A 21377-nucleotide genomic window follows, 5' to 3' on the forward strand; every position below is an offset into this window, starting at 1 on the left:
AAGCTGCCGATCAGTTTTCATCCGGGGTGCATCCCTGAAAGCGGAACACTTCCCACTGAAGCGGCTTTTCGGGTTTGGCCGCCCCAAAATCATAGCCGTCAAGCGCCGTCACCAGATCAGGGAACAGTACCGCCTGCGCAGCCGGTTCATCCGCCTTGGGCAGAACTTCCGCTTCCGCACCTTCCTTCAGCGCGTAGATGACGCTCTGCCAGATGCTGCAATCATCGAGGTCTTCCGGATTGGAGCCATCGCCCTTGCAGTTGTAGGTGATGAGCGCATAAGGCCGCGCCACACCCTCTTCCGGCCAGATCACCATGCCGTTCAGCTTGAATTCCGGCTTGTCATTGGCGGTGATCGTAAACTCATTGGTCGGCGCTGGCGTCATCTTGAGATCGTTCGTCTGCATGGGGCGGAACGTCAATGTGTAGGCGCCGTCACGGTCCTGGTAGATGCCGCGATTCTGGGTGCACGCCGCCTGCACAGCAGTCGAGAACACCGATGCGGCGACCACCGAAGCGGCCGTTATTTTGAGAAGCTTCCTTGCAACATGCATCTGTCGGTTCTCCTTGAGTTTTTCCGGCAGCAAATCAATTGCTTCTTACATAGCCTTTTCGGTGGCAAGTTTAAGCCCAAGAGCGATGAAGACAACACCACTTGTGCGATCGATCCATTTCGAGGCCCGCGAAAAAGCCGCGCGCATCTTCGGCGTGGTCATGAAAATGCTGACGCCAATAAACCAGCTGATCAGCGCTGTTGCCATCACAACACCGTAGCCCAGCTTCACTTCTGTCGGCGTATGCGCGTGAACGACCGTCGAAAAAATCGACAGGAAGAAGAACACGGCTTTCGGATTGAGCGCATTGGCGGCAAAGCCGAGACCGAAGGCCTTGGCAAAGCTCTGCTGCTTGCGCGGTTCTTTCTCATCCGTATCGACCTCGATCTTTGTCGTGCCAGCACGCAACGCCTTGATGCCGATATAGACCAGATAGGCCACACCGCACCATTTGACGATATTGAACAGATAGATCGACTGGGAAATGATGAGACCGAGTCCCAGCACCGTATAGGTGACATGCATCATCAGCGCCGCTCCGATCCCGAAGCTGGTGATGATCGCCTCACGACGGCCATGCATCAGTGACTGCCGTATGACCATGGCCAGATCCGCTCCCGGCGAAACAATCGCAAAGAAGAAGATCGCCATCAGGGAAGCCAGTTCGAAGAGATAGGGATGCATCGCTTTTCCTTTGCTGCACTATGCGCGAATTGGCGCGCAGGCAGCCATCAAAAAATCAAAGCCAGAAACATAACACCCAGTCCGACCATCGAGCCGACCCAGATCAGCGACCGGATATAGGGAATGCCCGCCAGATAGAGCGGAATGTAAACAATACGACATGCAAACCAGAGCCAGGCTCCGTAAATACCCCAGACGCTTGCATCGCCCTTCAGGGTCAGAGCCAGCGCCAGCGCAATAAAAGCCGGATAGGTTTCGCGGAAATTCGTGGATGCCCGCTCGGCACGCCCGGCAATGGCGCCGGAAGGTTTCAGCCCTTCATCGCGGGGACCGGCATTCCAGTCTGTGCCGAGTTCTCGCGTCGCCGTCATGGCCTGAAGCAGCACATGAGCCACCAGCAACACCACGCTCCAGCCGACAAGCGGCAGATAAGGCGAAGAGGAGAAAAGACCCGGCTCCATCATTCAAATCCCGTTGCTCGCAACCCCGACCGAAAAGCCGCCCGATTGTACTCGGGCGGCTTTCTGGATTTTTGCTTAGAGATCGAGAACCAGACGTTCCGGATCTTCCAGGCTTTCCTTGACGCGGACCAGGAAGGTCACGGCTTCCTTGCCGTCCACGATACGGTGATCGTAGCTGAGAGCCAGATACATCATCGGACGGATCACGATCTGGCCGCCGACAACAACCGGACGATCCTGGATCTTGTGCATGCCGAGAATGCCCGACTGTGGCGAATTGAGGATCGGCGAAGACATCAGCGAGCCGTAAACACCACCATTGGTGATGGTGAAGGTGCCGCCCTGCATGTCAGCCATCGAAAGCGTACCATCGCGCGCTGCCTTGGCCAGACGACCGAGTTCCTTTTCCACGCCAGCGATCGAAAGCTGATCGGCATCGCGGATGACCGGAACGACAAGACCCTTGTCGGTGCCGACAGCCATGCCGACATGCGCGAAGTTCTTGTAGATGAGGTCGGTGCCGTCGATCTCGGCGTTAACAGCCGGGATTTCCTTCAGCGCATGGGTCACGGCCTTCGTGAAGAAGCCCATGAAGCCGAGCTTCACGCCATGCTTCTTTTCGAAGACGTCTTTGTACTTGGTGCGCAGTTCCATGACTGCGGACATGTCGACTTCGTTATAGGTCGTCAGCATGGCAGCAGTGTTCTGCGCATCCTTCAGACGCTTGGCGATGGTCTGACGCAGACGGGTCATCTTCACGCGTTCTTCGCGCGGTGCGTCGTCAGCCGAGGAAGCCGGACGGGCAGCTGCAGCAGCAACCGGAGCCGGAGCAGCCGAAACACCCTTGGCGATGGCGTCGAGAACGTCGCCCTTGAGAACCTGACCGCGCTTGCCCGAGCCTTCAACCTGATCGGCGGACAGACCGCTTTCAGCGAGAAGCTTCGAAGCAGCAGGAGCAGGCTGCATAGCCGGGCCCGACGATGCGGAAGCAACCGGTGCAGCGGCTGCGGCCGGAGCGGCAGCAGCTGGCTTGGCTTCTTCCTTCTTCGGAGCAGGCGCAGCAGCAGCGCCCTCACCGGAAATCTGGCCGAGCAGAGCGTTGACCTCAACCGTGTCGCCTTCCTTGGCCACGATTTCAACCAGCACACCAGCAGCAGCAGCCGGAACTTCCACTGTCACCTTGTCGGTTTCCAGTTCCACCAGCGGTTCGTCGATGGCGATAGCATCGCCAACCTTCTTGAACCATTTTCCGATGGTTGCCTCAGTAACGGACTCCCCAAGCGTGGGAACGCGAATTTCGGTGGCCATGGTTTCTTCTTCCGTTGATCTTCAAACTTTAGATTTAATGTTCAATTCAGGCTGGAGCAGTTTCGAAAAACTGCTCCAAAGCTTAACCCGGATCAGTTACCGAGCGCATCCTCAAGGAAAGCTTCAAGCTGCGCAAGATGCTTCGACATCAGGCCGGTTGCCGGAGAAGCGGCAGCCGGACGGCCCGTGTAGCGGACGCGCTGATGCTTGGCATCGATATGCGCTAGCACCCATTCCAGATACGGATCGATGAACGACCACGCACCCATGTTCTTCGGCTCTTCCTGACACCAGACGATTTCCGCATGGCGGAAACGCGACAGCTCGTTGATGAGCGCCTTGGCCGGGAACGGGTAGAGCTGTTCAACACGCAGCAGGTAGACATCGTCGATACCGCGCTTTTCACGCTCTTCGTACAGATCGTAATAGACCTTGCCCGAGCAGAGCACGACGCGACGGATCTTGGCGTCCTTCTGAAGCTTGATGCCCTGATCGCCCTTGTTGTACTGCGCATCATCCCAGAGCAGACGGTGGAACGAGGAATCGCCCGACAGTTCGCTGAGGCTCGACACGGCACGCTTGTGGCGCAGCAGGGACTTCGGCGTCATCATGATCAGCGGCTTGCGGAAGTCGCGCTTCATCTGGCGGCGCAGAATATGGTAGTAGTTAGCCGGCGTCGTAACGTTGGCAACCTGCATGTTGTCTTCGGCACACATCTGCAACCAGCGTTCCAGACGGGCCGAAGAGTGTTCCGGACCCTGGCCTTCATAGCCATGCGGCAGAAGGCAGACGAGACCGGACATACGCAGCCACTTGCGCTCTCCCGACGAGATGAACTGGTCGAACACGACCTGCGCACCGTTGGCGAAATCGCCGAACTGGGCTTCCCACAAAACCAGCGCACGCGGATCGGACAGCGAATAGCCATATTCGTAGCCGAGCACCGCTTCTTCCGAAAGCATCGAGTTGATGGCTTCATAGATCGCCTGACCCTTCTGAATATTGTTCAGCGGGATGTAGCGGTTCTGGCTTTCCTGATCGTAGAGAACCGTGTGACGCTGCGAGAAGGTGCCGCGTTCCACGTCCTGACCGGACAGACGGATCGGGTGGCCTTCCGCAACGAGCGTGCCGAATGCCAGCGATTCAGCAGTTGCCCAATCGATGCCTTCGCCGGTTTCCATCATCTTGGCGCGGTTATCGAGGAAGCGCTGAATGGTGCGATGGACGTGGAAGTCCTGCGGCACTTCAACCAGCTTCTTGCCGATTTCCTTGAGCGACTTGATTGGAACGCCGGTCTTGCCGCGGCGCTGTTCGTCGGCATTGTCAGCCGTGCGCAGACCAGCCCACGCGCCGTCCAGCCAGTCGGCCTTGTTCGGCTTGTAGCTCTGTCCGGCTTCGAACTCGATTTCGAGCTTTTCGCGCCAGTCGGCGCGCATCTTGTCGACGTCGGCCTGGGTGAGCAGACCTTCAGCAATCAGCTTGTCGCTGTAGAGCTGAACCGTCGTCTTGTGCGCGCGGATTTCCTTGTACATCAACGGCTGGGTGAAGGACGGTTCGTCGCCTTCATTATGGCCGAAGCGACGGTAGCAGAACATGTCCACGACCACCGGCTTGTGGAAGGTCATGCGGAATTCCATCGCAACCTTAGCCGCGAACACCACTGCTTCCGGATCGTCGCCATTGACGTGGAAGACCGGCGCTTCAACCATCTTCGCCACGTCGGACGGATAAGGCGAAGAACGCGAGAAAGCCGGATTGGTGGTGAAACCGATCTGGTTGTTGATGATGAAATGCAGCGTGCCACCGACGCGGTGACCCTTGAGGCCGGAAAGACCAAGGCACTCGGCAACCACACCCTGACCGGCGAAAGCGGCATCGCCGTGCAGCAGCAGCGGCAGAACCTTGGCGCGTTCGGTCAGCGGAACCATGTCGTCGCGGGTGCGGCCGACAAGCAGATCCTGCTTGGCGCGAGCCTTGCCCATGACAACCGGGTTGACGATTTCAAGATGCGACGGGTTGGCGGTCAGCGACAGGTGAACCTTGTTGCCATCGAACTCGCGGTCCGACGAAGCGCCAAGATGGTACTTCACGTCGCCCGATCCTTCCACATCGTCCGGCGTGTAGGAACCACCCTTGAACTCGTGGAAGATAGCGCGGTGCGGCTTGCCCATGACCTGGGAAAGCACGTTCAGACGGCCACGGTGCGCCATGCCGAGCACGACTTCCTTGAGACCCATCTGACCGCCGCGCTTGACGATCTGTTCCAGTGCCGGGATCAGCGATTCACCGCCATCGAGGCCGAAACGCTTGGTGCCCTTGTACTTGACGTCGATGAACTGCTCGAAACCTTCCGCTTCGATGAGCTTCGACAGGATGGCCTTCTTGCCTTCAGGCGTGAAAGCGACCTTTTTATCCGGGCCTTCGATGCGTTCCTGAATCCAGGCCTTTTCAGCCGGATCGGAAATATGCATGAACTCGACGCCGATCGTGCCGCAATAGGTACGCTTCAGAATGTCGAGCATTTCCGGCACGGTTGCGTATTCAAGACCGAGCACATTATCGATGAAAATCTTGCGATTGTAGTCGGCAGGCGTGAAGCCGTAAGCTTCCGGCTCCAGCTCGTTATAGTCGTTCGGCTTTTCGGCCAGACCGAGCGGATCGAGATTGGCATGCAGATGGCCGCGCATGCGATAGGCGCGGATCATCATGATGGCGCGAACGCTGTCGCGTGCAGCCTGTGCAATCTCTTCAGCGGACAGTGCAGCGCCGGCGGCAGCCTTGCCGTCACCTTTGGCAGCCTTGCCCTTCAGCTTGTCGGTCACATGCTTTTCGACTTCGGCCCAATTGCCGTCGAGAGCGGAGACGAGTTCGCCATTGGCGGCAATCGGCCAGTTCTTTCTGGTCCAGCTTGCGCCCTGCGCATTCTTCTTCACATCTTCGGCACTATCGCCCAGCTTCGCGAAGAAATCGCGCCACTGCGGATCAACCGAATTCGGATCATCCTCATACTTGGCGTACAGCTCCTCGATATAGTCGGCGTTGCCGCCATAGAGGAACGAGGTAAGGGCGAAAACGTCGTTGGCCTGTTCTTGCCTTGCCATAACCTAATCCGGAGCTTTGCTCCGTCTCCTTGTCAGTAGCTCATCTGCGCGGGCCGGAAGTTTCCGGAAGTTCGTTGCCGAAACCTTCATCCCTCACGCCGCCGGGGAGGAACCACAACAGACCCCGGCAAAACTCATTTCTACGCGACCCGAGCGATCTGTTCCGACGCAATTGTCAAAACCACCCGATCTATTTGTTCGACACCGAAGAATGACCGCGAATGCCTGCCATTCCCTTAAAGCCCGGTATCCGGCTCCAGTATGTTTTGTTATGCCAAACCCGGCAGCGGCTTTCGCCGCCGCCGGGATATTCAAACTCGAGCCGATCTTAGCCCTTGAGGACTTCGACCAGCGTCTTGCCGAGCTGCGCAGGCGACGGGGAGACGCGGATGCCAGCCGATTCCATGGCTGCAATCTTGTCTTCCGCTCCGCCCTTGCCGCCGGAGATCACGGCGCCGGCATGGCCCATGGTGCGTCCGGCAGGGGCCGTACGGCCAGCGATGAAGCCAACCATCGGCTTCTTGCGACCGCGCTTGGCTTCGTCCTTAAGGAACTGAGCCGCATCTTCTTCAGCCGAGCCGCCGATTTCACCGATCATGACGATCGACTTGGTTTCGTCGTCGGCCAGGAACATTTCCAGCACGTCGATGAACTCGGTACCCTTGACCGGGTCGCCGCCGATACCGACAGCAGTGGTCTGGCCAAGGCCTTCGTTCGAGGTCTGGAACACAGCTTCATAGGTAAGCGTGCCGGAGCGCGATACAACACCCACCGAACCCTTCTTGAAGATATTGCCCGGCATGATGCCGATCTTGCATTCTTCAGGGGTCAGGATGCCCGGGCAGTTCGGTCCAAGCAGGCGCGACTTCGAGCGTTCCAGACGCTCCTTGACGCGAACCATGTCCAGAACCGGAATGCCTTCGGTGATGCAGACGATGAACGGTACTTCAGCTTCAATGGCTTCGATGATCGCGTCGGCTGCACCTGCTGGCGGAACGTAGATCACGGATGCGTCAGCGCCCGTGCGTTCCTTGGCTTCGGCAACGGTTGCGAAGATCGGGAGCTTTTCGCCCTTCGAACCTTCCCAGGTTTCGCCACCCTTCTTCGGATGGATACCGCCGACCATCTGCGTGCCGTAGTAAGCAAGCGCCTGTTCGGTATGGAAAGTACCGGTCTTGCCGGTCAGGCCCTGTACGAGAACCTTGGTGTCCTTGTTGACGAGAATGGACATGCCTTAATTCCCCTTCACAGCAGCGACGATCTTCTGCGCCGCATCGTCGAGATCGTCAGCCGAAATAACGTTCAGGCCGCTCTCGTTGATGATCTTCTTGCCGAGTTCCACATTGGTGCCTTCAAGACGGACAACCAGCGGAACCTTCAGGCCGACTTCCTTGACCGCAGCGATCACGCCTTCAGCGATCACGTCGCACTTCATGATGCCACCGAAGATGTTGACCAGAATGCCCTGGACAGCCGGATCAGCGGTGATGATCTTGAACGCAGCCGTCACCTTCTCCTTGGAAGCGCCGCCACCAACGTCGAGGAAGTTAGCAGGTTCTGCACCGTAGAGCTTGATAATGTCCATCGTTGCCATGGCAAGACCAGCGCCGTTGACCATGCAGCCGATATTGCCTTCAAGAGCGACGTAAGCGAGGTCGTACTTGGAAGCTTCGATTTCTTTTTCGTCTTCTTCCGACAGATCGCGCAGTTCCTGAATGTCAGGATGACGGAACAGCGCATTGCCGTCGAACGATACCTTGGCGTCGAGAACGCGCACGCGGCCATCGGTCATGACGATCAGCGGGTTGATCTCGAGAAGGCTCATGTCCTTTTCGGTGAAGGCCTTGTAGAGGATCGGGAACAGCTTGACGCCGTCTTCACGAGCCTGACCTTCAAGCTTCAGCGCGTCGGCGAGCTTGTTGGCGTCTTCGTCCGTTACGCCCTTGGCCGGATCGATGGCGACAGTCACGATCTTTTCAGGGGTTTCTTCGGCAACGGCTTCGATGTCCATGCCGCCTTCGGTCGAAACGACGAAAGCCGGACGGCCGACGGTGCGGTCGATCAGGATCGAGAGATAGAGTTCGCGATCAATGTCAGCGCCATCTTCGATGTAAAGACGGTTGACCTGCTTGCCAGCTGGGCCGGTCTGCTTGGTAACGAGCGTGTTGCCGAGCATTTCCTTCGCATTGGCAACCACTTCCTCAACCGACTTGGCGAGGCGCACGCCGCCCTTGGCGTCCGGGCCGAGTTCCTTGAACTTGCCCTTGCCGCGTCCACCAGCGTGGATCTGGCTCTTGACGACATAAAGCGGTCCGGGAAGCGTCTTTGCCCACTCTTCCGCCTGCTCGACGGAATAGACAGCCACACCGTTGGCGATCGGCGCGCCGTAGGTGTGAAGCAGGCGCTTGGCCTGATATTCGTGAATATTCATCTGGTTGTCCTCTACGGATTCCCGATTCGTTTGGCGAACCGGTACGGATTGACAGCCGGAAAAGGCCGGAGCCCGTCAAAAACGGAGCATCCGGCCTTGTCTGGATATTACTTGAGCGACGGAGCGATACCGATGCAGGCTTCGCAAAGACCGGCAACCGAAGCCACCGACTTTTCGAACTCGGCCTTTTCGTCCTTGTCGAGGTCGATTTCGATGATGCGTTCAACGCCATTGGCGCCGATCACGGTCGGCACGCCGACATACATGTCCTTCACGCCATACTGACCGGTCAGCTGGGCAGCGACGGGCAGAACGCGCTTCTTGTCCTTGAGGTAGGATTCAGCCATCTGAATGGCCGAAGAAGCCGGAGCGTAGAAAGCCGAACCGGTCTTGAGCAGACCGACGATTTCCGCGCCGCCGTCACGGGTGCGCTGGATGATCTTGTCGAGCTTTTCCTGGCTGGTCCAGCCCATCTTGACGAGATCCGGCAGCGGAATGCCTGCAACGGTTGAGTAGCGAGCCAGCGGAACCATGCTGTCGCCGTGGCCGCCGAGCACGAATGCCGTGACGTCTTCAACCGAAACGTTGAATTCTTCCGCGAGGAAATAACGGAAGCGGGCGCTGTCGAGAACGCCAGCCATACCGACAACCTTGTGAGCCGGAAGGCCCGAGAACTTCTGCAAGGCCCAGACCATCGCGTCGAGCGGGTTGGTGATGCAGATGACGAAGGCTTCAGGCGCGTATTTCTTGATGCCTGCGCCAACCTGTTCCATCACCTTCAGGTTGATGCCCAGAAGATCATCGCGGCTCATGCCAGGCTTGCGCGGCACACCGGCGGTAACGATGACAACGTCCGCGCCTTCGATGGCTGCGTAATCGTTGGCGCCGGTAAACTTCGCATCAAAACCGTCAACCGGAGAAGATTCGGCGATATCCAGTCCCTTGCCCTGCGGAGTACCTTCCGCAATATCAAAAAGGACGACGTCGCCCAGTTCCTTCAGACCGGCGAGATGAGCGAGCGTGCCGCCAATCATACCGGAGCCGATGAGGGCAATCTTGTTGCGTGCCATGATTGTTTCTTTCCTCAAGTTTGATCCAGAAACGCATGAAGCCATCCGGTGTCCTCCCGGAAACGCTTAAGCGCTGCGAGGGTTCGATATGACTCTTTGCAAAAAAACACAACTCATTATTTTGCGACCAATGTTTTCAATCGGTTAGAATTATATGTTCTTACGTAAACGTAAGATAATTGGGCGAAATAATGGCAATTCCCCTCTGTCTCGCCCGTCATCACCCTGCCGGTGATGCGTGAGGCAAGCCGCCAATCCGATCGGCCCTTGTCGCAGCCCGCATAAAGATACCGGGTGTGACAAGCTTGGAGCCGACACATCCGTCCGGATGCACTACGCTTGCTCCAACTATCTGAACCTGCACGCTCTGCCTTCCAAAAACTCGCTTTCGCGTTTCGGGACAAATGCGCTGAATTTGCGCGGGCACGATAGCCGATTGAGGATATAAGTCCAGTCTGTGGCAATCAGATGATAGAGCCAGAAGTTTGATAGCCGGAAACGGCTCGCAGAATCGGCAGTCCGCCTTCTCAATCAAACTGATGGCAAGCCGATGGGCAAACCGATCGGAAAACAGGACCGAACTCAGTCGGCCCTCTCCGGTATCTGCGACAGATATTCGGCGCTCTGCATCTCGAAGAGACGCGACGCAGTGCGGTCGAATTCGAATGCCTCGGTGCCGCTTTTCGCAACATAAAGCTTTTCCGGCTGCGCTTCCGCCGTGATGAAGACGCGGGCGTGGTGATCGTAAAGAACATCCACCAGGAGAATAAAGCGCTTGGCTTCATTGCGCCGCGAAAGATCGAGCATCGGCACATTGTCGATGAACAGCGTCGAATAACGCCCCACAATGGCCAGATAGTCCGCAGCGCCAAGCGGACGGCTGCACAATTCTTCGAAACTGAAACGCGCAGTGCCCGGAATAGAACGCGGCACCTCAATATCGCGTCCCTTGATGCGAATGGTGTCCGGCTTTTCTTCCACGCCATCCTTCTGCGCGGTCCAGGCGGCATCCATCCGCTTTTCTGTCTCGCCACCCAGCGGCGAGAGATAGACCGGCTGCCGGTCCAGCTTTTCCAGCCGGTAATCGGTCCGCGAATCGAGATTGATCACGTCGACATGCTTCTTGAGAATATCGACAAAGGGCAGGAACAGCTGACGATTCAGGCCGTCACGATACAGATTGTCCGGCGCGACATTCGACGTGGCGATCAGCACCACGCCACGCGCGAACAGCGCACTGAACAGGCGCGACAGGATCATCGCGTCGGCGATATCCGTGACGGTGAACTCATCGAAGCACAGCACCCATGCCTGCGCGCTTAGCGCATCGGCAACCGGCGGGATCGGGTCGTCCTGCTTGGTCTCGCCGCGCTTCAGGGCCTGACGATGCGCATTGATACGATCATGCACATCGGCCATGAAATCGTTGAAATGGGCGCGGCGTTTGCGCTCGACGGGAAGGAGCGAAAAGAACATGTCCATCAGCATGGTCTTGCCGCGGCCGACCTCGCCATGAACATAAAGCCCCTTGACGATTTCCTGCGCCTGCTTGCGCTTGCCGAACAACCAGCCCAGCGCACTGGATTTGCGCGAAAGCCGCTTGGTGCAAATCTCCTCGATCAGCCGGTCATAACGGCTGGTCAGGTCGAGCTGTGCGGGATCGGCCTCCACATCGCCGGATGCGACCATCGCATCATAATGCTCGCGGACGGAGGGAAACGCTTTCAGATTACCATCAAAGGACATGACAGGTTCCGTGAAACCTCTATTAAAATTCGGCGGAGCAGTCCGGAGACGCCCCGCCGCGATCGATTGTTTCGGCTTTATATCAGCGCGCCACTTTTAAATCAGCGCGCCGATTTCAGATTAACGCGAAAGTGACAGGGCCTGACCGCCGGTGGTCTGACCGTCGAAACGGCCCTGACCCGACGAATAGAGCGAGGCGACCGTGCCGCCCGATCCATCGTAAAGCACAAGCTGCTTGCCATTGACGGCCCAGGAAGCGAGGTTCGCCAGTTCGCCCGGGCAACGCAGCGGACCTGCGCGGTAGCCCTGACCATATTTGGTCTGCGGCGTAGCAACCTTACAGCTCTGGCCGCCAAGCGAGGCGTTCCAGACGCCTGCGACGGTGCCCGGAGTTAGATCGGGTGCCGATGCTGGCGGCAGGCTTGCAACCTGCGTGCCGCCCGGCTGCATGCCGGGATTGGTGGTTGGAGCGGTCGGGAACTGCGATCCATCCGGCGAATTGAGATTGCCCTTCTGCACGGAACCCTGCGGCGCGGCCTGCAAGGGTGCAGGCGGAGGCGGCGGGGAAACAGGCCCCAGGTCGTTGCCCATCCGGGAGCTCTGACAGCCGGCCAGTACGATGCCAGCCGCTGCCAGGCTCAGCAAACTTGCTTTCGAAATTCCCATCAGGTTCTCCATTTCGGTCGAGGTCTTGGGGTAGCGGCGCAAACCACGCTCACGCGAAACCCAGCTATCACACCAATATTGGCGCGATAAAATGGCTATATGGTTAAAAAATCAACACCATCTCCCGGCAATTTGCGCAGGAGTGATCAATCCGGGTTTGAAATTGCTCATAAATTTTGGGACTGGGACAGGAAGGCCACAGTTTTTTGGGTGCGCAGTTCGAAATGGAACCGCTCACCCGGCCATATGAGCCGATAGCAATGTTAGATATATTGCTGGCACTGGCAATTTGCGGGGTTTTCCGCCATATAGACGCCAGAAACCTATTGAACGAACCCATTGAACAAACCTTGTCGGTTGCTTGAAGTCAGCCGCAGGCAAAACGGAACCACGACACCTATGGCCACCAGGGCAGCCTTCGCCAAGATGAACGGGCTCGGCAACCAGATCATCGTTGCCGATATGCGCGGTCGCGCAGATCGCATCACGCCTGATGCCGCCATTCATCTCGCCGGTGCGAGCGAAACGGCCTTCGACCAGATCATGGCCATTCATGATCCGCGCACACCGGGCACAGACAATTATATTTCGATCATCAATTGCGACGGCACGGAAGCGCAAGCCTGCGGCAACGGCACGCGCTGCGTGGTGCAGGCGCTGGCCGCCGAAACCGGCAAGCGCGCCTTCACCTTCGAGACCCGCGCGGGAATTTTGACCGCCAAAGAACACGATGACGGGCTGATTTCCGTCGATATGGGCAAGCCGCGTTTCAGCTGGCAGGAAATTCCGCTCGCCGAGGAATTCCACGACACGCGCATGATCGAGCTTCAGGTTGGCCCTATCGATGCGCCGGTGCTGCATTCACCTTCGGTCGCCTCGATGGGCAATCCGCATGCGATCTTCTGGGTGGACCGCGATGTGTGGTCCTACGAATTGGAAAAGTTCGGCCCTCTTCTGGAAAATCATCCGATTTTCCCGGAACGCGCCAATATCTCGATTGCCCGCGTCACCTCACCGGAAACGATGGACCTGCGCACCTGGGAACGCGGCGCCGGGCTGACCCGCGCCTGCGGTTCTGCCGCCTGCGCCGCCGCCGTCTCCGGCGCACGCACGCGCCGCACCGGCCGCAAGGTCACGGTCAACGTTCCGGGCGGCCCGCTCAAGATCGAATGGCGTGACGACGATCATGTCATGATGACCGGCCCTGCGGAGTGGGAATTTTCCGGCTCATTCGACCCGGCCAGCGGCGACTGGAGCCGCGACCTTGAAGGCGGCCCATCGGCGGGCACGTCTGCGGACAAGGGTGCTACCTGATGAGCGTGGAAGTCGTAACATTCGGATGCCGCCTCAACACCTATGAATCCGAGGTAATGAAGCGCGAAGCCGACGCTGCCGGTCTTGGTGAGTTGAAAGATGGCGCGATCATCTTCAACACCTGCGCCGTGACGTCGGAAGCCGTACGGCAGGCCCGTCAGGCCATCCGCAAGGCACGGCGCGAAAATCCGGAAGCCCGCATCATCGTTACTGGCTGCGCGGCACAGACCGAAGCAGATAACTTCGCATCCATGGATGAAGTGGACCTCGTGCTTGGCAATGAGGAAAAGCTGAAATCCAACTCCTATCGCATGTTGCCCGATTTCGGCGTGAACCAGTTCGAAAAGGTGCGCGTCAACGACATTATGGAAGTGCGCGAAACCGCAAGCCACATGGTCGACGCCATCGAAGGCCGCGCGCGCGCCTTCGTGCAGGTCCAGAATGGCTGTGACCATCGCTGCACGTTCTGCATCATCCCCTATGGTCGCGGCAACTCCCGCTCGGTGCCAATGGGCGCTGTGGTGGAACAGGTGAAGCGCCTTGTCGGCAATGGTTATGCCGAAGTGGTGCTGACCGGCGTGGACATGACCTCCTACGGCCCCGATCTTCCGGGAAGCCTGCGTCTCGGCAAGCTCGTGAAGACTGTTCTCAATCAGGTGCCGGACCTTCAGCGCCTGCGTCTCTCATCCATCGATTCCATCGAGGCGGATGACGATCTGATGGACGCCATCGCCAATGAAAAACGGCTGATGCCGCATCTGCACCTGTCCTTGCAGGCGGGTGACGACATGATCCTGAAGCGCATGAAACGCCGCCATCTGCGCGACGATTCCATTCGTTTCTGCGAAACGGTGCGTTCGCTGCGTCCCGATATCGTGTTCGGCGCAGATATCATCACCGGCTTTCCGACCGAAACCGAGGACATGTTCCGGAACTCGATGAAGATCGTCGGGGAATGCGGGCTGACCCATCTGCATGTCTTTCCCTATAGCGCGCGCGAAGGTACGCCTGCCGCGCGCATGCCGCAGGTGCGGCGCGAAATCGTCAAGGAGCGCGCCGCCCGACTGCGCGCCGAGGGCGACAGGGCCTATGAGAAACATCTTGCCTCACTCACCGGCACGACCCAGCGCCTGCTGATCGAGAAGGAAGGCATCGCCCGCACGGAAGGCTTTACGCTCGCCGCCGTTGAAGGCGGCGCGGAAGCTGCCGCTCCGGGTCAAATCATCGAACGTGTGGTGACGGGCCACGACGGTGAGAAGCTTCTCACCCGCGCCGCCTGACCATCAGCTGCATAAACAAGGCATCGGAATCCATGGCAATCGGTTTCATCAAGAGAATGTTCTCCTTCGGCAAGAAGGAGGTCGAGGAAAGACCGGTGGATCAACCGGCCCCCGACGCAGTTACCGAAGCCATACCAGCGCCAGAACCGGAAGCGCCCGCTGCGCCGGAAGCGCCGAAACCGGCTGAAGTACCGGAAGAAGCAGCCGTAGAGGCAAAGTCAGAGCCGGAAGCTCCGATTGCCGAAGAACCGGCAGCCCGCGCCACGCCGGAACCAGTTGTTGAACCTGTCGAAGCGCCCGCCGAGAAGGTGCAGGAACCTGCGGTCGAGGACGTTGTCGAAGAGCAGCCCGAGCCGGAACATCCTGTCGCGGAAATCGAAATTCCAATCGAGCAGCCGCCGGTCATGGAACCGGCTGTGATCGAACCGCCATTTATTGAGCCAGAACCCGAGCCCGAGGCCACGCCGGAACCCGAAGCAGAGCCAGAACCGGCTCCTGCGCCTGTACCAGAACCGGAAAAGCCTGAAGAGCGGAAGCCTGTCGAAATTCCTGCACCCGTTGCAGACGAGCCGGTAGCGGAAGCCATACCAGAACCTGCGCCCACCAAGCCGAAGAAGGTCAAGGTTTCAAAGGCGGTCGAGGAACAGGCGGAAGAAGCGCCCGCCGCCCCTGTGACCGAGCCGAAACTGTCATGGTTCGAGCGTTTGCGGCGCGGTCTGTCGCGCTCATCCTCTTCGCTCAGCGAATCCATCGGCGGCATTTTCACCAAGCGCAAGCTGGACGAAGACACGCTTCAGGATCTGGAAGATGTGCTGATCCAGGCCGATCTTGGCCTTGAAACCGCAATGCGCGTTACTGATGCGCTGGCCTCCGGGCGCTATGGCAAGGATGTTTCGAGCGATGAAGTGCGCTCGATCATGAGCACGGAAATCGAGAAAGTGCTCGGCCCCGTCGCCAAGCCGCTGGAACTCGACCTTTCGCACAAGCCCCATGTCATTCTGGTTGTCGGCGTCAACGGCACCGGCAAGACAACGACCATCGGCAAGCTCGCGGCAAAGCTGACAGCGGGCGGCCTCAAGGTCATGCTCGCAGCGGGCGATACTTTCCGTGCAGCAGCCATCGAACAGTTGCATATCTGGGGCGAGCGCACAGGCGCACCCGTTGTCTCGTCCAAGCTCGGCGCAGATGCGGCGGGACTTGCCTATGACGCTTGGGAAAAAGCACGCGACGCAGGCAGCGACGTGCTCATCATCGATACAGCCGGACGCTTGCAGAACAAGGCCGAACTGATGGATGAGCTTGCCAAGATCGTGCGCGTGCTCGGCAAGCACGACCCGGAAGCACCGCACACGGTGCTGCAAACACTCGACGCCACGACGGGCCAGAACGCGCTCAATCAGGTCGAAATCTTCAAGAATATCGCTGGTGTAAACGGGCTGGTCATGACCAAGCTTGACGGCACGGCACGGGGCGGCATTCTTGTCGCCATCTCGGCCAAGCACAAGCTGCCGGTCTATTTCATCGGTGTCGGCGAAGGCGTCGATGACCTCGAACCATTTGCGGCCAATGAATTTGCCCGCGCCATTGCAGGAGTTGCCTGATGGAGCACCCCGTCTTCGAACGCGATCCGTCGCAGAAGAGCGAAGTCGAGCGCAGGCAGGTACCGCCGCTTCTCAAGCTGGTGCTGGAGCTGGGGCCGCTTCTGGTGTTTTTCTTCGCCAATGCGCGCGGCGAAACGCTGATCGAACGCTTTCCGGCGCTGGCCTCCATCGGCGAGCCGATCTTTCTGGCCACCGCCCTTTTCATGGTCGCGACTGTGATTGCGCTTGGCATCTCATGGGCATTGACGCGCACGCTGCCCATCATGCCGCTCATTTCCGGCATCGTTGTTCTGGTGTTCGGCGCGCTGACGCTCTGGCTGCACAACGACACCTTCATCAAGATGAAGCCCACCATCGTCAACACGATGTTCGGTGCGATTCTCCTCGGCGGATTGTTCTTCGGCAAATCGCTTCTGGGCTATGTGTTTGATTCGGCCTTCCGGCTTGATGCCGAGGGCTGGAAGAAGCTTACCTTCCGCTGGGGCCTGTTCTTCATCTTTCTGGCCGTCGCCAACGAAGTTGTCTGGCGCAATTTCTCCACCGATGCGTGGGTTTCGTTCAAGGTCTGGGGCATCATGCCCATCACCGTTGTCTTCACGCTTTTACAAATGCCGCTTATCCAGAAGCATTCATTGACAGAGGACAATAAGCCCGCATCATAGTCATACGAACAGTGGGAATTGAAGGAATCGCGGCATGGTCGAAATCGCACAACAGCTTGATATCGAACAATTCATCTGCCGCAGTGACAATTATGGTGTCCTGATCCACGACCCGGTCAGTGCGCTGACTGCGGCCATCGATGCGCCCGACGCCCATGCCATTGAAGCAGCGCTTGAACGGCGCGGCTGGACGCTGGATTTCATCTTTACCACACATCATCACCTCGACCATGTCGAGGGCAATGCTGCGCTGAAAAAGAAATTCGGCCTCAGCATCATCGGCCCGGCAGTTGAAGAGAGCAAAATCCCCGGCATCGACCGAACGGTTCGCGACGGCGACGAATTCACCTTTGGGCTCTTCAAGGTCAGGGTTATCGCGACGCCGGGCCATACGGCGGGCGAGATTTCCTATTACATCCCGGACGCCAAGGCGGTTTTCACCGGAGATACGTTGTTTGCGCTTGGCTGCGGACGACTTTTCGAGGGAACACCCGCTACAATGTTTCAGTCGCTGCAAAAGCTGGTCGCCCTGCCCGGCGATACTGCCGTCTATTGCGGCCATGAATATACCGAAAGCAATGCGCGTTTTGCGCTGACCATCGATCCGGATAATTCCGCACTGAAAGAACGGGCGCTGGAAATCGGACGCCTTCGCGCTGCCGACAAAATGACCTTGCCGTCGAGCATCAGCCTCGAAATGGCCACCAATCCTTTCCTGCGCTGGCATGATAGCCGCATTCGTGCCCGCCTTGGCATGCAGGATGCGCCCGACGAAGCCGTGTTTGCAGAGATTCGCAAGCGCAAAGACATGTTTTAGAACCATCGCCTCTGGCGACGGCTCTACACAATTGTTTCACGCATAATCTTGTCCGAAAAGTCTGCAACTTTTCGGGATTATGCTTTTAGGATAAGACGACGATGACCTTTTCCCGCTTCAAAAGCCTGAACCGCGCCGCCCTGCTCGGCCTGTCGCTTGTTGTTCTGCCTGCTTCTGCCGGAATCGCTTATGCGGAAGACATTCTGTCGATCGCCACGCCGCCGGAAACGCCAGCCGAAATCAACAATTTCAAGCTGACGGAAGACCTGTTGACGCGCATGGAAAAGATCCACGGCGAACTGGAACGGATGCAGCTTTCGCCCACCTCGGAAGAGGGGCAGGATGCGCAGCCTTCGATGGATTCCATGGTGAAAAGCATCGAATCGCGCCCACAGGTCGTCGAACTGATGAAAGCGCAGAGCATTGCGCCGCGTGATTATCTTCTCGCCTATTTCGCCATGATGAGTGCCCTTGCCGCAGTCGACGCGGAAGAAGAAGACCAGCTTGTCGACGAAGTGAAGGGAATCAATCCCGAACACGTCGCCTTCGGCAAGCAATACGGTGACCGCATCCGCGATCTGATCGGCGAGTAGGTCTCTCCTCGCACCCAGCGCGCGCCCTCATCCTGACCGGTGCTTCCCCCTCATCCTGAGGAGCCGTTTTCAACGGCTCCTCAGGATGAGGGGGCTGGAGCCAGTCAGGCTTTCTGCCTCAACAGTCGCAGCGCATTGATCGTCACCAGCACGGTTGCGCCGGTATCGGCCAGAATGGCGGGCCACAGCCCGGTAATGCCCAGCAGGGTGGTAACCAGGAAGACAGCCTTCAGACCGAGCGCGATGGTGATATTCTGATGAATATTGCGCATGGTGCGCTTCGACAGATCGACCATCGCCACCACATCGCTGACCCGACCATGCAGTACCGCTGCATCGGCAGTTTCGAGCGCCACGTCCGTGCCGCCGCCCATGGCGATGCCAACATCGGCGGCTGCGAGAGCGGGCGCATCGTTGATACCGTCGCCAACCTTGGCCACGATCTGCCCGTCAGCCCGCAATTCTCCGACAATGCGCTGCTTGTCTTCGGGCAGCAATTCGGCGCGAACGTCGATGCCCAGATCGCGCCCGATGGCTTCAGCTGTGCGGCGATTATCACCCGTCAGCATAACCGTGCGAATACCGGCATCTTTCAGCGCTTTAAGCCCGGCAATGGCGTCAACCCGCGGTTCGTCACGCATGGCGATAGCGCCAGCAATCTTGCCACCGGCGACCAGTACCGAAACCGTCTTGCCTTCGTCGTTGCAGGCAGCGATGCGTGCGGCCAGTTCATCGGGAACAGTTGCCACTTCATTTGCAGCCTTTCGCGACCCAAGAAAAAGCTCGGTCCCATCCGCAACGCCGGAAACGCCCTTGCCGCCATGGGCTTTGCCCTGCGCGATTGGAGAGAGCTTCAACCCGCGCTCTTCCGCTGCCGACACGATGGCCAGCGCAAGCGGATGGCTTGAGCCAGCATCGAGCGATGCCGCAAGGCGCAACACTTCATCCTCCGGCAGAGCACCGGCAAGGACATCCGTAACCTTCGGCTTGCCTTCTGTCAGTGTGCCGGTCTTGTCGAAACAGGCGGCGGTGATCTTGCCAATGGTTTCAAGCACGGCGCCGCCCTTCATGAGAAGGCCGCGCCGGGCGCCCGACGACAGGGCCGCAGCGATTGCAGCCGGTGTGGAAATGACCAGCGCGCAAGGGCAGCCGATCAGCAGGATCGCAAGGCCCTTATAGATCCACTCGCCCCATTCGGCACCACCCACCAGAGGCGGCAGAATAGCCACCAGTGCGGCAACCACCACCACGCCGGGCGTATAATAGGTCGAGAAGCGGTTGATGAAACGCTCGGTCGGGGCCTTGGCTTCCTGTGCCTCCTCCACCAGCCGCACGACGCGCGCGATGGTGTTGTCCTGCGCTGCCGCCGTGACTTTCACACGCAGCAAACCATCGCCATTGATTGTGCCCGCAAAGACAGTACCGCCTGCGGCCTTGCCAACCGGGGTGCTTTCGCCGGTAACCGGCGCTTCATCGATGGCGCTTTCACCGGACAGGATTTCACCATCCGCCGGCATACGGTCACCGGGACGCACGGAAATGATATCGCCTACCGCAAGGCTGTCGGCAGCAACTTCGGTGGTCGCGCCGTTGCGCTCCAGAAAGGCCGTCTTCGGGACAAGGGTCGTCAGCGACTGGATGCTGGCCCGGGCCTTGCCCGCCGCCACGCCTTCCAGTAATTCGCCGACAAGGAACAGAAACACGACCGCCGCCGCTTCCTCGGTCGCACCGATGAAGACCGCGCCAATGGCGGCAATCGTCATCAGCATTTCGATGGAAAACGGCGTGCCGTTAATCGCAGCCATATAGGCGCGCCAGCCAATCGGTACGAGACCGATCAGCATTGCCGCTGTAAAGGCCCACAGAGCGACCGGCGGATAAATATGACCGATCACATAAGCCGCCACCAGACCGCCGCCACAGATGAGCATTGTGCGGCCCTTATCCGTCCGCCACCATGGCAGGGGCTTTGACGGTGTGCTGGCTTTTGGCGCGTTTACAGACGGTGTGTCAGCAAGCGCGGTTTTATAACCAAGCCCCGTCACCTTTCCGGCAATCTCGTCACTGTTTGCGGAGCCGTCGTGATTGACGGTCATGGTCCCATTGGTCACGGACACCGACACATCGCTGACGCCCGCAACGCGGCGCACCGCCGTGTCGATCTTCGCAGCACAGGAAGCGCAATCCATGCCTGTCACCTGAAAACGGTAGCTGTTGGCCGATGCCGCCATTACCGGTTCTTGCGCTGTTTCATGCTCATGGCCGTGATCGTGATCATCGCCGTGACCATGATCATGACCGCTGCAGCTTCCATGATCATGGTCATGCGTATGCGTGTGCGCTTCGGCCCGCTTTTCACCAGCCAGCCGTTCGACGCCATAGCCGAGACTGCGCACCTTCTTTTCCATGCTATCCGGATCGCTGCTGCCATCATGTTGCACGGTCATCGTGCCTGCGGTCACCGAAACGGAGACGTCCTCCACGCCCGGCACGCGACGGATAGCGGTATCAATCTTGGTCGCGCAGGACGCACAGTCCATGCCGTCCACGCGAAAGCGAATCTGGTTTATTGCCTTATTCATGACCTGCCCTTTCGGAGCACTCTTGAATTGTCCTGAACAAGGTCTACATCCTCTAGTGACTAGAGGAGCAAGAGAAAAATGATGAGCAGTTTACCCATTGGCGAAGCCTCAAAGGCCAGCGGCGTCAAAGTGCCAACCATCCGCTATTATGAGCAGATCGGGCTGCTGCCGGTGCCCCCGCGCACGGAGGGCAACCGCCGCCTTTATGACAAGAGCGATGTTGAGCGTCTTTTGTTCATCCGCCACGCGCGCGATCTGGGCTTTGAAGTGGATTCAATCCGCACATTGCTCGACTTGCAGGATAATCCGGATCAGTCATGCGCCACGGCCGATGCTATCGCCCGCGCCCGGCTGATTGAGGTCGAGCATCGTATCGCCAAGCTGCTGTCCCTGAAGACGGAACTGCAGCGAATGCTGGAATGCACCGCCCATGGCCGCATCGACCAATGCCGGGTGATCGAGATTCTGGGCAATCATGATGAGTGCCTGCATCCGGCACACTGAGGCT

18 protein-coding genes are annotated in these 21377 nt (G+C 58.6%); 7 read left to right on the forward strand and 11 right to left on the reverse strand.

What is annotated here, in order from left to right:
• Positions 1–10: 10 nt before the first annotated feature.
• From FHW03_RS00570 to FHW03_RS00615, 10 genes are all read right to left on the reverse strand, one after another.
• Entirely contained in the window at positions 11–553 is a 543-nt protein-coding gene (locus tag FHW03_RS00570; RefSeq protein ID WP_182518897.1) for a hypothetical protein, read from the reverse strand.
• 45 nt (positions 554–598) lie between these two features.
• Positions 599–1237, reverse strand: coding sequence for a LysE family translocator (locus FHW03_RS00575; RefSeq protein WP_182518898.1), 639 nt, complete (start codon positions 1235–1237; stop codon positions 599–601).
• Between the two features lie 47 nt (positions 1238–1284).
• Positions 1285–1698 (reverse strand): MAPEG family protein, encoded by a 414-nt coding sequence (locus tag FHW03_RS00580; RefSeq protein WP_182519402.1) that lies wholly within the window; start codon positions 1696–1698, stop codon positions 1285–1287.
• A 75-nt stretch (positions 1699–1773) separates the two neighbouring features.
• Positions 1774–3006: a 2-oxoglutarate dehydrogenase complex dihydrolipoyllysine-residue succinyltransferase gene (odhB, locus tag FHW03_RS00585; protein WP_182518899.1), complete on the reverse strand. Its 1233-nt coding sequence runs from the start codon at positions 3004–3006 to the stop codon at positions 1774–1776.
• 92 nt (positions 3007–3098) lie between these two features.
• Positions 3099–6107 carry a 2-oxoglutarate dehydrogenase E1 component gene (locus FHW03_RS00590; protein ID WP_182518900.1) on the reverse strand — a complete coding sequence of 1003 codons (3009 nt, stop codon included), beginning with the start codon at positions 6105–6107 and terminating at the stop codon, positions 3099–3101.
• 328 nt (positions 6108–6435) lie between these two features.
• Positions 6436–7338 (reverse strand): succinate--CoA ligase subunit alpha, encoded by a 903-nt coding sequence (sucD, locus tag FHW03_RS00595; RefSeq protein WP_078337571.1) that lies wholly within the window; start codon positions 7336–7338, stop codon positions 6436–6438.
• 3 nt (positions 7339–7341) lie between these two features.
• A complete protein-coding gene (gene sucC / locus FHW03_RS00600) occupies positions 7342–8538 on the reverse strand; it encodes an ADP-forming succinate--CoA ligase subunit beta (protein WP_182518901.1) in 1197 nt (398 codons plus the stop codon).
• A gap of 107 nt (positions 8539–8645) precedes the next feature.
• Complete coding sequence (gene mdh, locus FHW03_RS00605; protein ID WP_182518902.1) at positions 8646–9608, reverse strand: malate dehydrogenase; 963 nt, start codon at positions 9606–9608, stop codon at positions 8646–8648.
• A 582-nt stretch (positions 9609–10190) separates the two neighbouring features.
• Positions 10191–11354, reverse strand: coding sequence for a cell division protein ZapE (zapE, locus tag FHW03_RS00610; protein ID WP_182518903.1), 1164 nt, complete (start codon positions 11352–11354; stop codon positions 10191–10193).
• Positions 11355–11474: 120 nt separating this feature from the next.
• Entirely contained in the window at positions 11475–12020 is a 546-nt protein-coding gene (locus tag FHW03_RS00615; protein WP_182518904.1) for a protease inhibitor Inh/omp19 family protein, read from the reverse strand.
• Positions 12021–12419: 399 nt separating this feature from the next.
• Here FHW03_RS00615 and dapF point away from each other — a divergent pair, with 399 nt between their 5' ends.
• From dapF to FHW03_RS00645, 6 genes are all read left to right on the forward strand, one after another.
• Complete coding sequence (gene dapF, locus FHW03_RS00620; protein ID WP_182518905.1) at positions 12420–13334, forward strand: diaminopimelate epimerase; 915 nt, start codon at positions 12420–12422, stop codon at positions 13332–13334.
• Positions 13334–14614 (forward strand): tRNA (N(6)-L-threonylcarbamoyladenosine(37)-C(2))-methylthiotransferase MtaB, encoded by a 1281-nt coding sequence (gene mtaB, locus FHW03_RS00625; RefSeq protein WP_182518906.1) that lies wholly within the window; start codon positions 13334–13336, stop codon positions 14612–14614. Before dapF ends, mtaB begins: the two co-directional genes overlap by 1 nt.
• Before the next feature lie 32 nt (positions 14615–14646).
• Entirely contained in the window at positions 14647–16215 is a 1569-nt protein-coding gene (ftsY, locus tag FHW03_RS00630) for a signal recognition particle-docking protein FtsY (protein ID WP_182518907.1), read from the forward strand.
• Positions 16215–16877: a septation protein A gene (locus FHW03_RS00635; protein ID WP_182518908.1), complete on the forward strand. Its 663-nt coding sequence runs from the start codon at positions 16215–16217 to the stop codon at positions 16875–16877. Before ftsY ends, FHW03_RS00635 begins: the two co-directional genes overlap by 1 nt.
• Positions 16878–16911: 34 nt before the next feature.
• Positions 16912–17694, forward strand: a complete 783-nt coding sequence (gloB, locus tag FHW03_RS00640) for a hydroxyacylglutathione hydrolase (RefSeq protein WP_182518909.1) — start codon at positions 16912–16914, stop codon at positions 17692–17694.
• Between the two features lie 101 nt (positions 17695–17795).
• Complete coding sequence (locus tag FHW03_RS00645; protein WP_182518910.1) at positions 17796–18287, forward strand: hypothetical protein; 492 nt, start codon at positions 17796–17798, stop codon at positions 18285–18287.
• 104 nt (positions 18288–18391) lie between these two features.
• Here FHW03_RS00645 and FHW03_RS00650 read toward each other — a convergent pair whose 3' ends face one another.
• Entirely contained in the window at positions 18392–20869 is a 2478-nt protein-coding gene (locus tag FHW03_RS00650) for a heavy metal translocating P-type ATPase (protein ID WP_182518911.1), read from the reverse strand.
• 81 nt (positions 20870–20950) lie between these two features.
• Here FHW03_RS00650 and FHW03_RS00655 point away from each other — a divergent pair, with 81 nt between their 5' ends.
• Positions 20951–21373: a helix-turn-helix domain-containing protein gene (locus FHW03_RS00655; protein ID WP_182519403.1), complete on the forward strand. Its 423-nt coding sequence runs from the start codon at positions 20951–20953 to the stop codon at positions 21371–21373.
• Positions 21374–21377 lie beyond the last annotated feature (4 nt).

The organism is Ochrobactrum sp. RH2CCR150 (assembly GCA_014138095.1).
Classification (GTDB): Bacteria; Pseudomonadota; Alphaproteobacteria; order Rhizobiales; family Rhizobiaceae; genus Brucella; species Brucella gambitense.

Excerpts from the sequence above, each read along its gene's own strand:
- dapF (WP_182518905.1), top strand. The coding sequence starts at position 12,420 with ATGGCCACCAGGGCAGCCTTCGCCAAGATGAACGGGCTCGGCAACCAG.
- FHW03_RS00655 (WP_182519403.1), top strand. The coding sequence starts at position 20,951 with ATGAGCAGTTTACCCATTGGCGAAGCCTCAAAGGCCAGCGGCGTCAAA.
- FHW03_RS00570 (WP_182518897.1), bottom strand. The coding sequence starts at position 553 with ATGCATGTTGCAAGGAAGCTTCTCAAAATAACGGCCGCTTCGGTGGTC.
- FHW03_RS00615 (WP_182518904.1), bottom strand. The coding sequence starts at position 12,020 with ATGGGAATTTCGAAAGCAAGTTTGCTGAGCCTGGCAGCGGCTGGCATC.
- FHW03_RS00575 (WP_182518898.1), bottom strand. The coding sequence starts at position 1,237 with ATGCATCCCTATCTCTTCGAACTGGCTTCCCTGATGGCGATCTTCTTC.
- odhB (WP_182518899.1), bottom strand. The coding sequence starts at position 3,006 with ATGGCCACCGAAATTCGCGTTCCCACGCTTGGGGAGTCCGTTACTGAG.
- ftsY (WP_182518907.1), top strand. The coding sequence starts at position 14,647 with ATGGCAATCGGTTTCATCAAGAGAATGTTCTCCTTCGGCAAGAAGGAG.
- sucC (WP_182518901.1), bottom strand. The coding sequence starts at position 8,538 with ATGAATATTCACGAATATCAGGCCAAGCGCCTGCTTCACACCTACGGC.
- FHW03_RS00650 (WP_182518911.1), bottom strand. The coding sequence starts at position 20,869 with ATGAATAAGGCAATAAACCAGATTCGCTTTCGCGTGGACGGCATGGAC.
- mdh (WP_182518902.1), bottom strand. The coding sequence starts at position 9,608 with ATGGCACGCAACAAGATTGCCCTCATCGGCTCCGGTATGATTGGCGGC.
- mtaB (WP_182518906.1), top strand. The coding sequence starts at position 13,334 with ATGAGCGTGGAAGTCGTAACATTCGGATGCCGCCTCAACACCTATGAA.
- zapE (WP_182518903.1), bottom strand. The coding sequence starts at position 11,354 with ATGTCCTTTGATGGTAATCTGAAAGCGTTTCCCTCCGTCCGCGAGCAT.
- FHW03_RS00635 (WP_182518908.1), top strand. The coding sequence starts at position 16,215 with ATGGAGCACCCCGTCTTCGAACGCGATCCGTCGCAGAAGAGCGAAGTC.
- FHW03_RS00590 (WP_182518900.1), bottom strand. The coding sequence starts at position 6,107 with ATGGCAAGGCAAGAACAGGCCAACGACGTTTTCGCCCTTACCTCGTTC.
- FHW03_RS00580 (WP_182519402.1), bottom strand. The coding sequence starts at position 1,698 with ATGGAGCCGGGTCTTTTCTCCTCTTCGCCTTATCTGCCGCTTGTCGGC.
- FHW03_RS00645 (WP_182518910.1), top strand. The coding sequence starts at position 17,796 with ATGACCTTTTCCCGCTTCAAAAGCCTGAACCGCGCCGCCCTGCTCGGC.
- sucD (WP_078337571.1), bottom strand. The coding sequence starts at position 7,338 with ATGTCCATTCTCGTCAACAAGGACACCAAGGTTCTCGTACAGGGCCTG.
- gloB (WP_182518909.1), top strand. The coding sequence starts at position 16,912 with ATGGTCGAAATCGCACAACAGCTTGATATCGAACAATTCATCTGCCGC.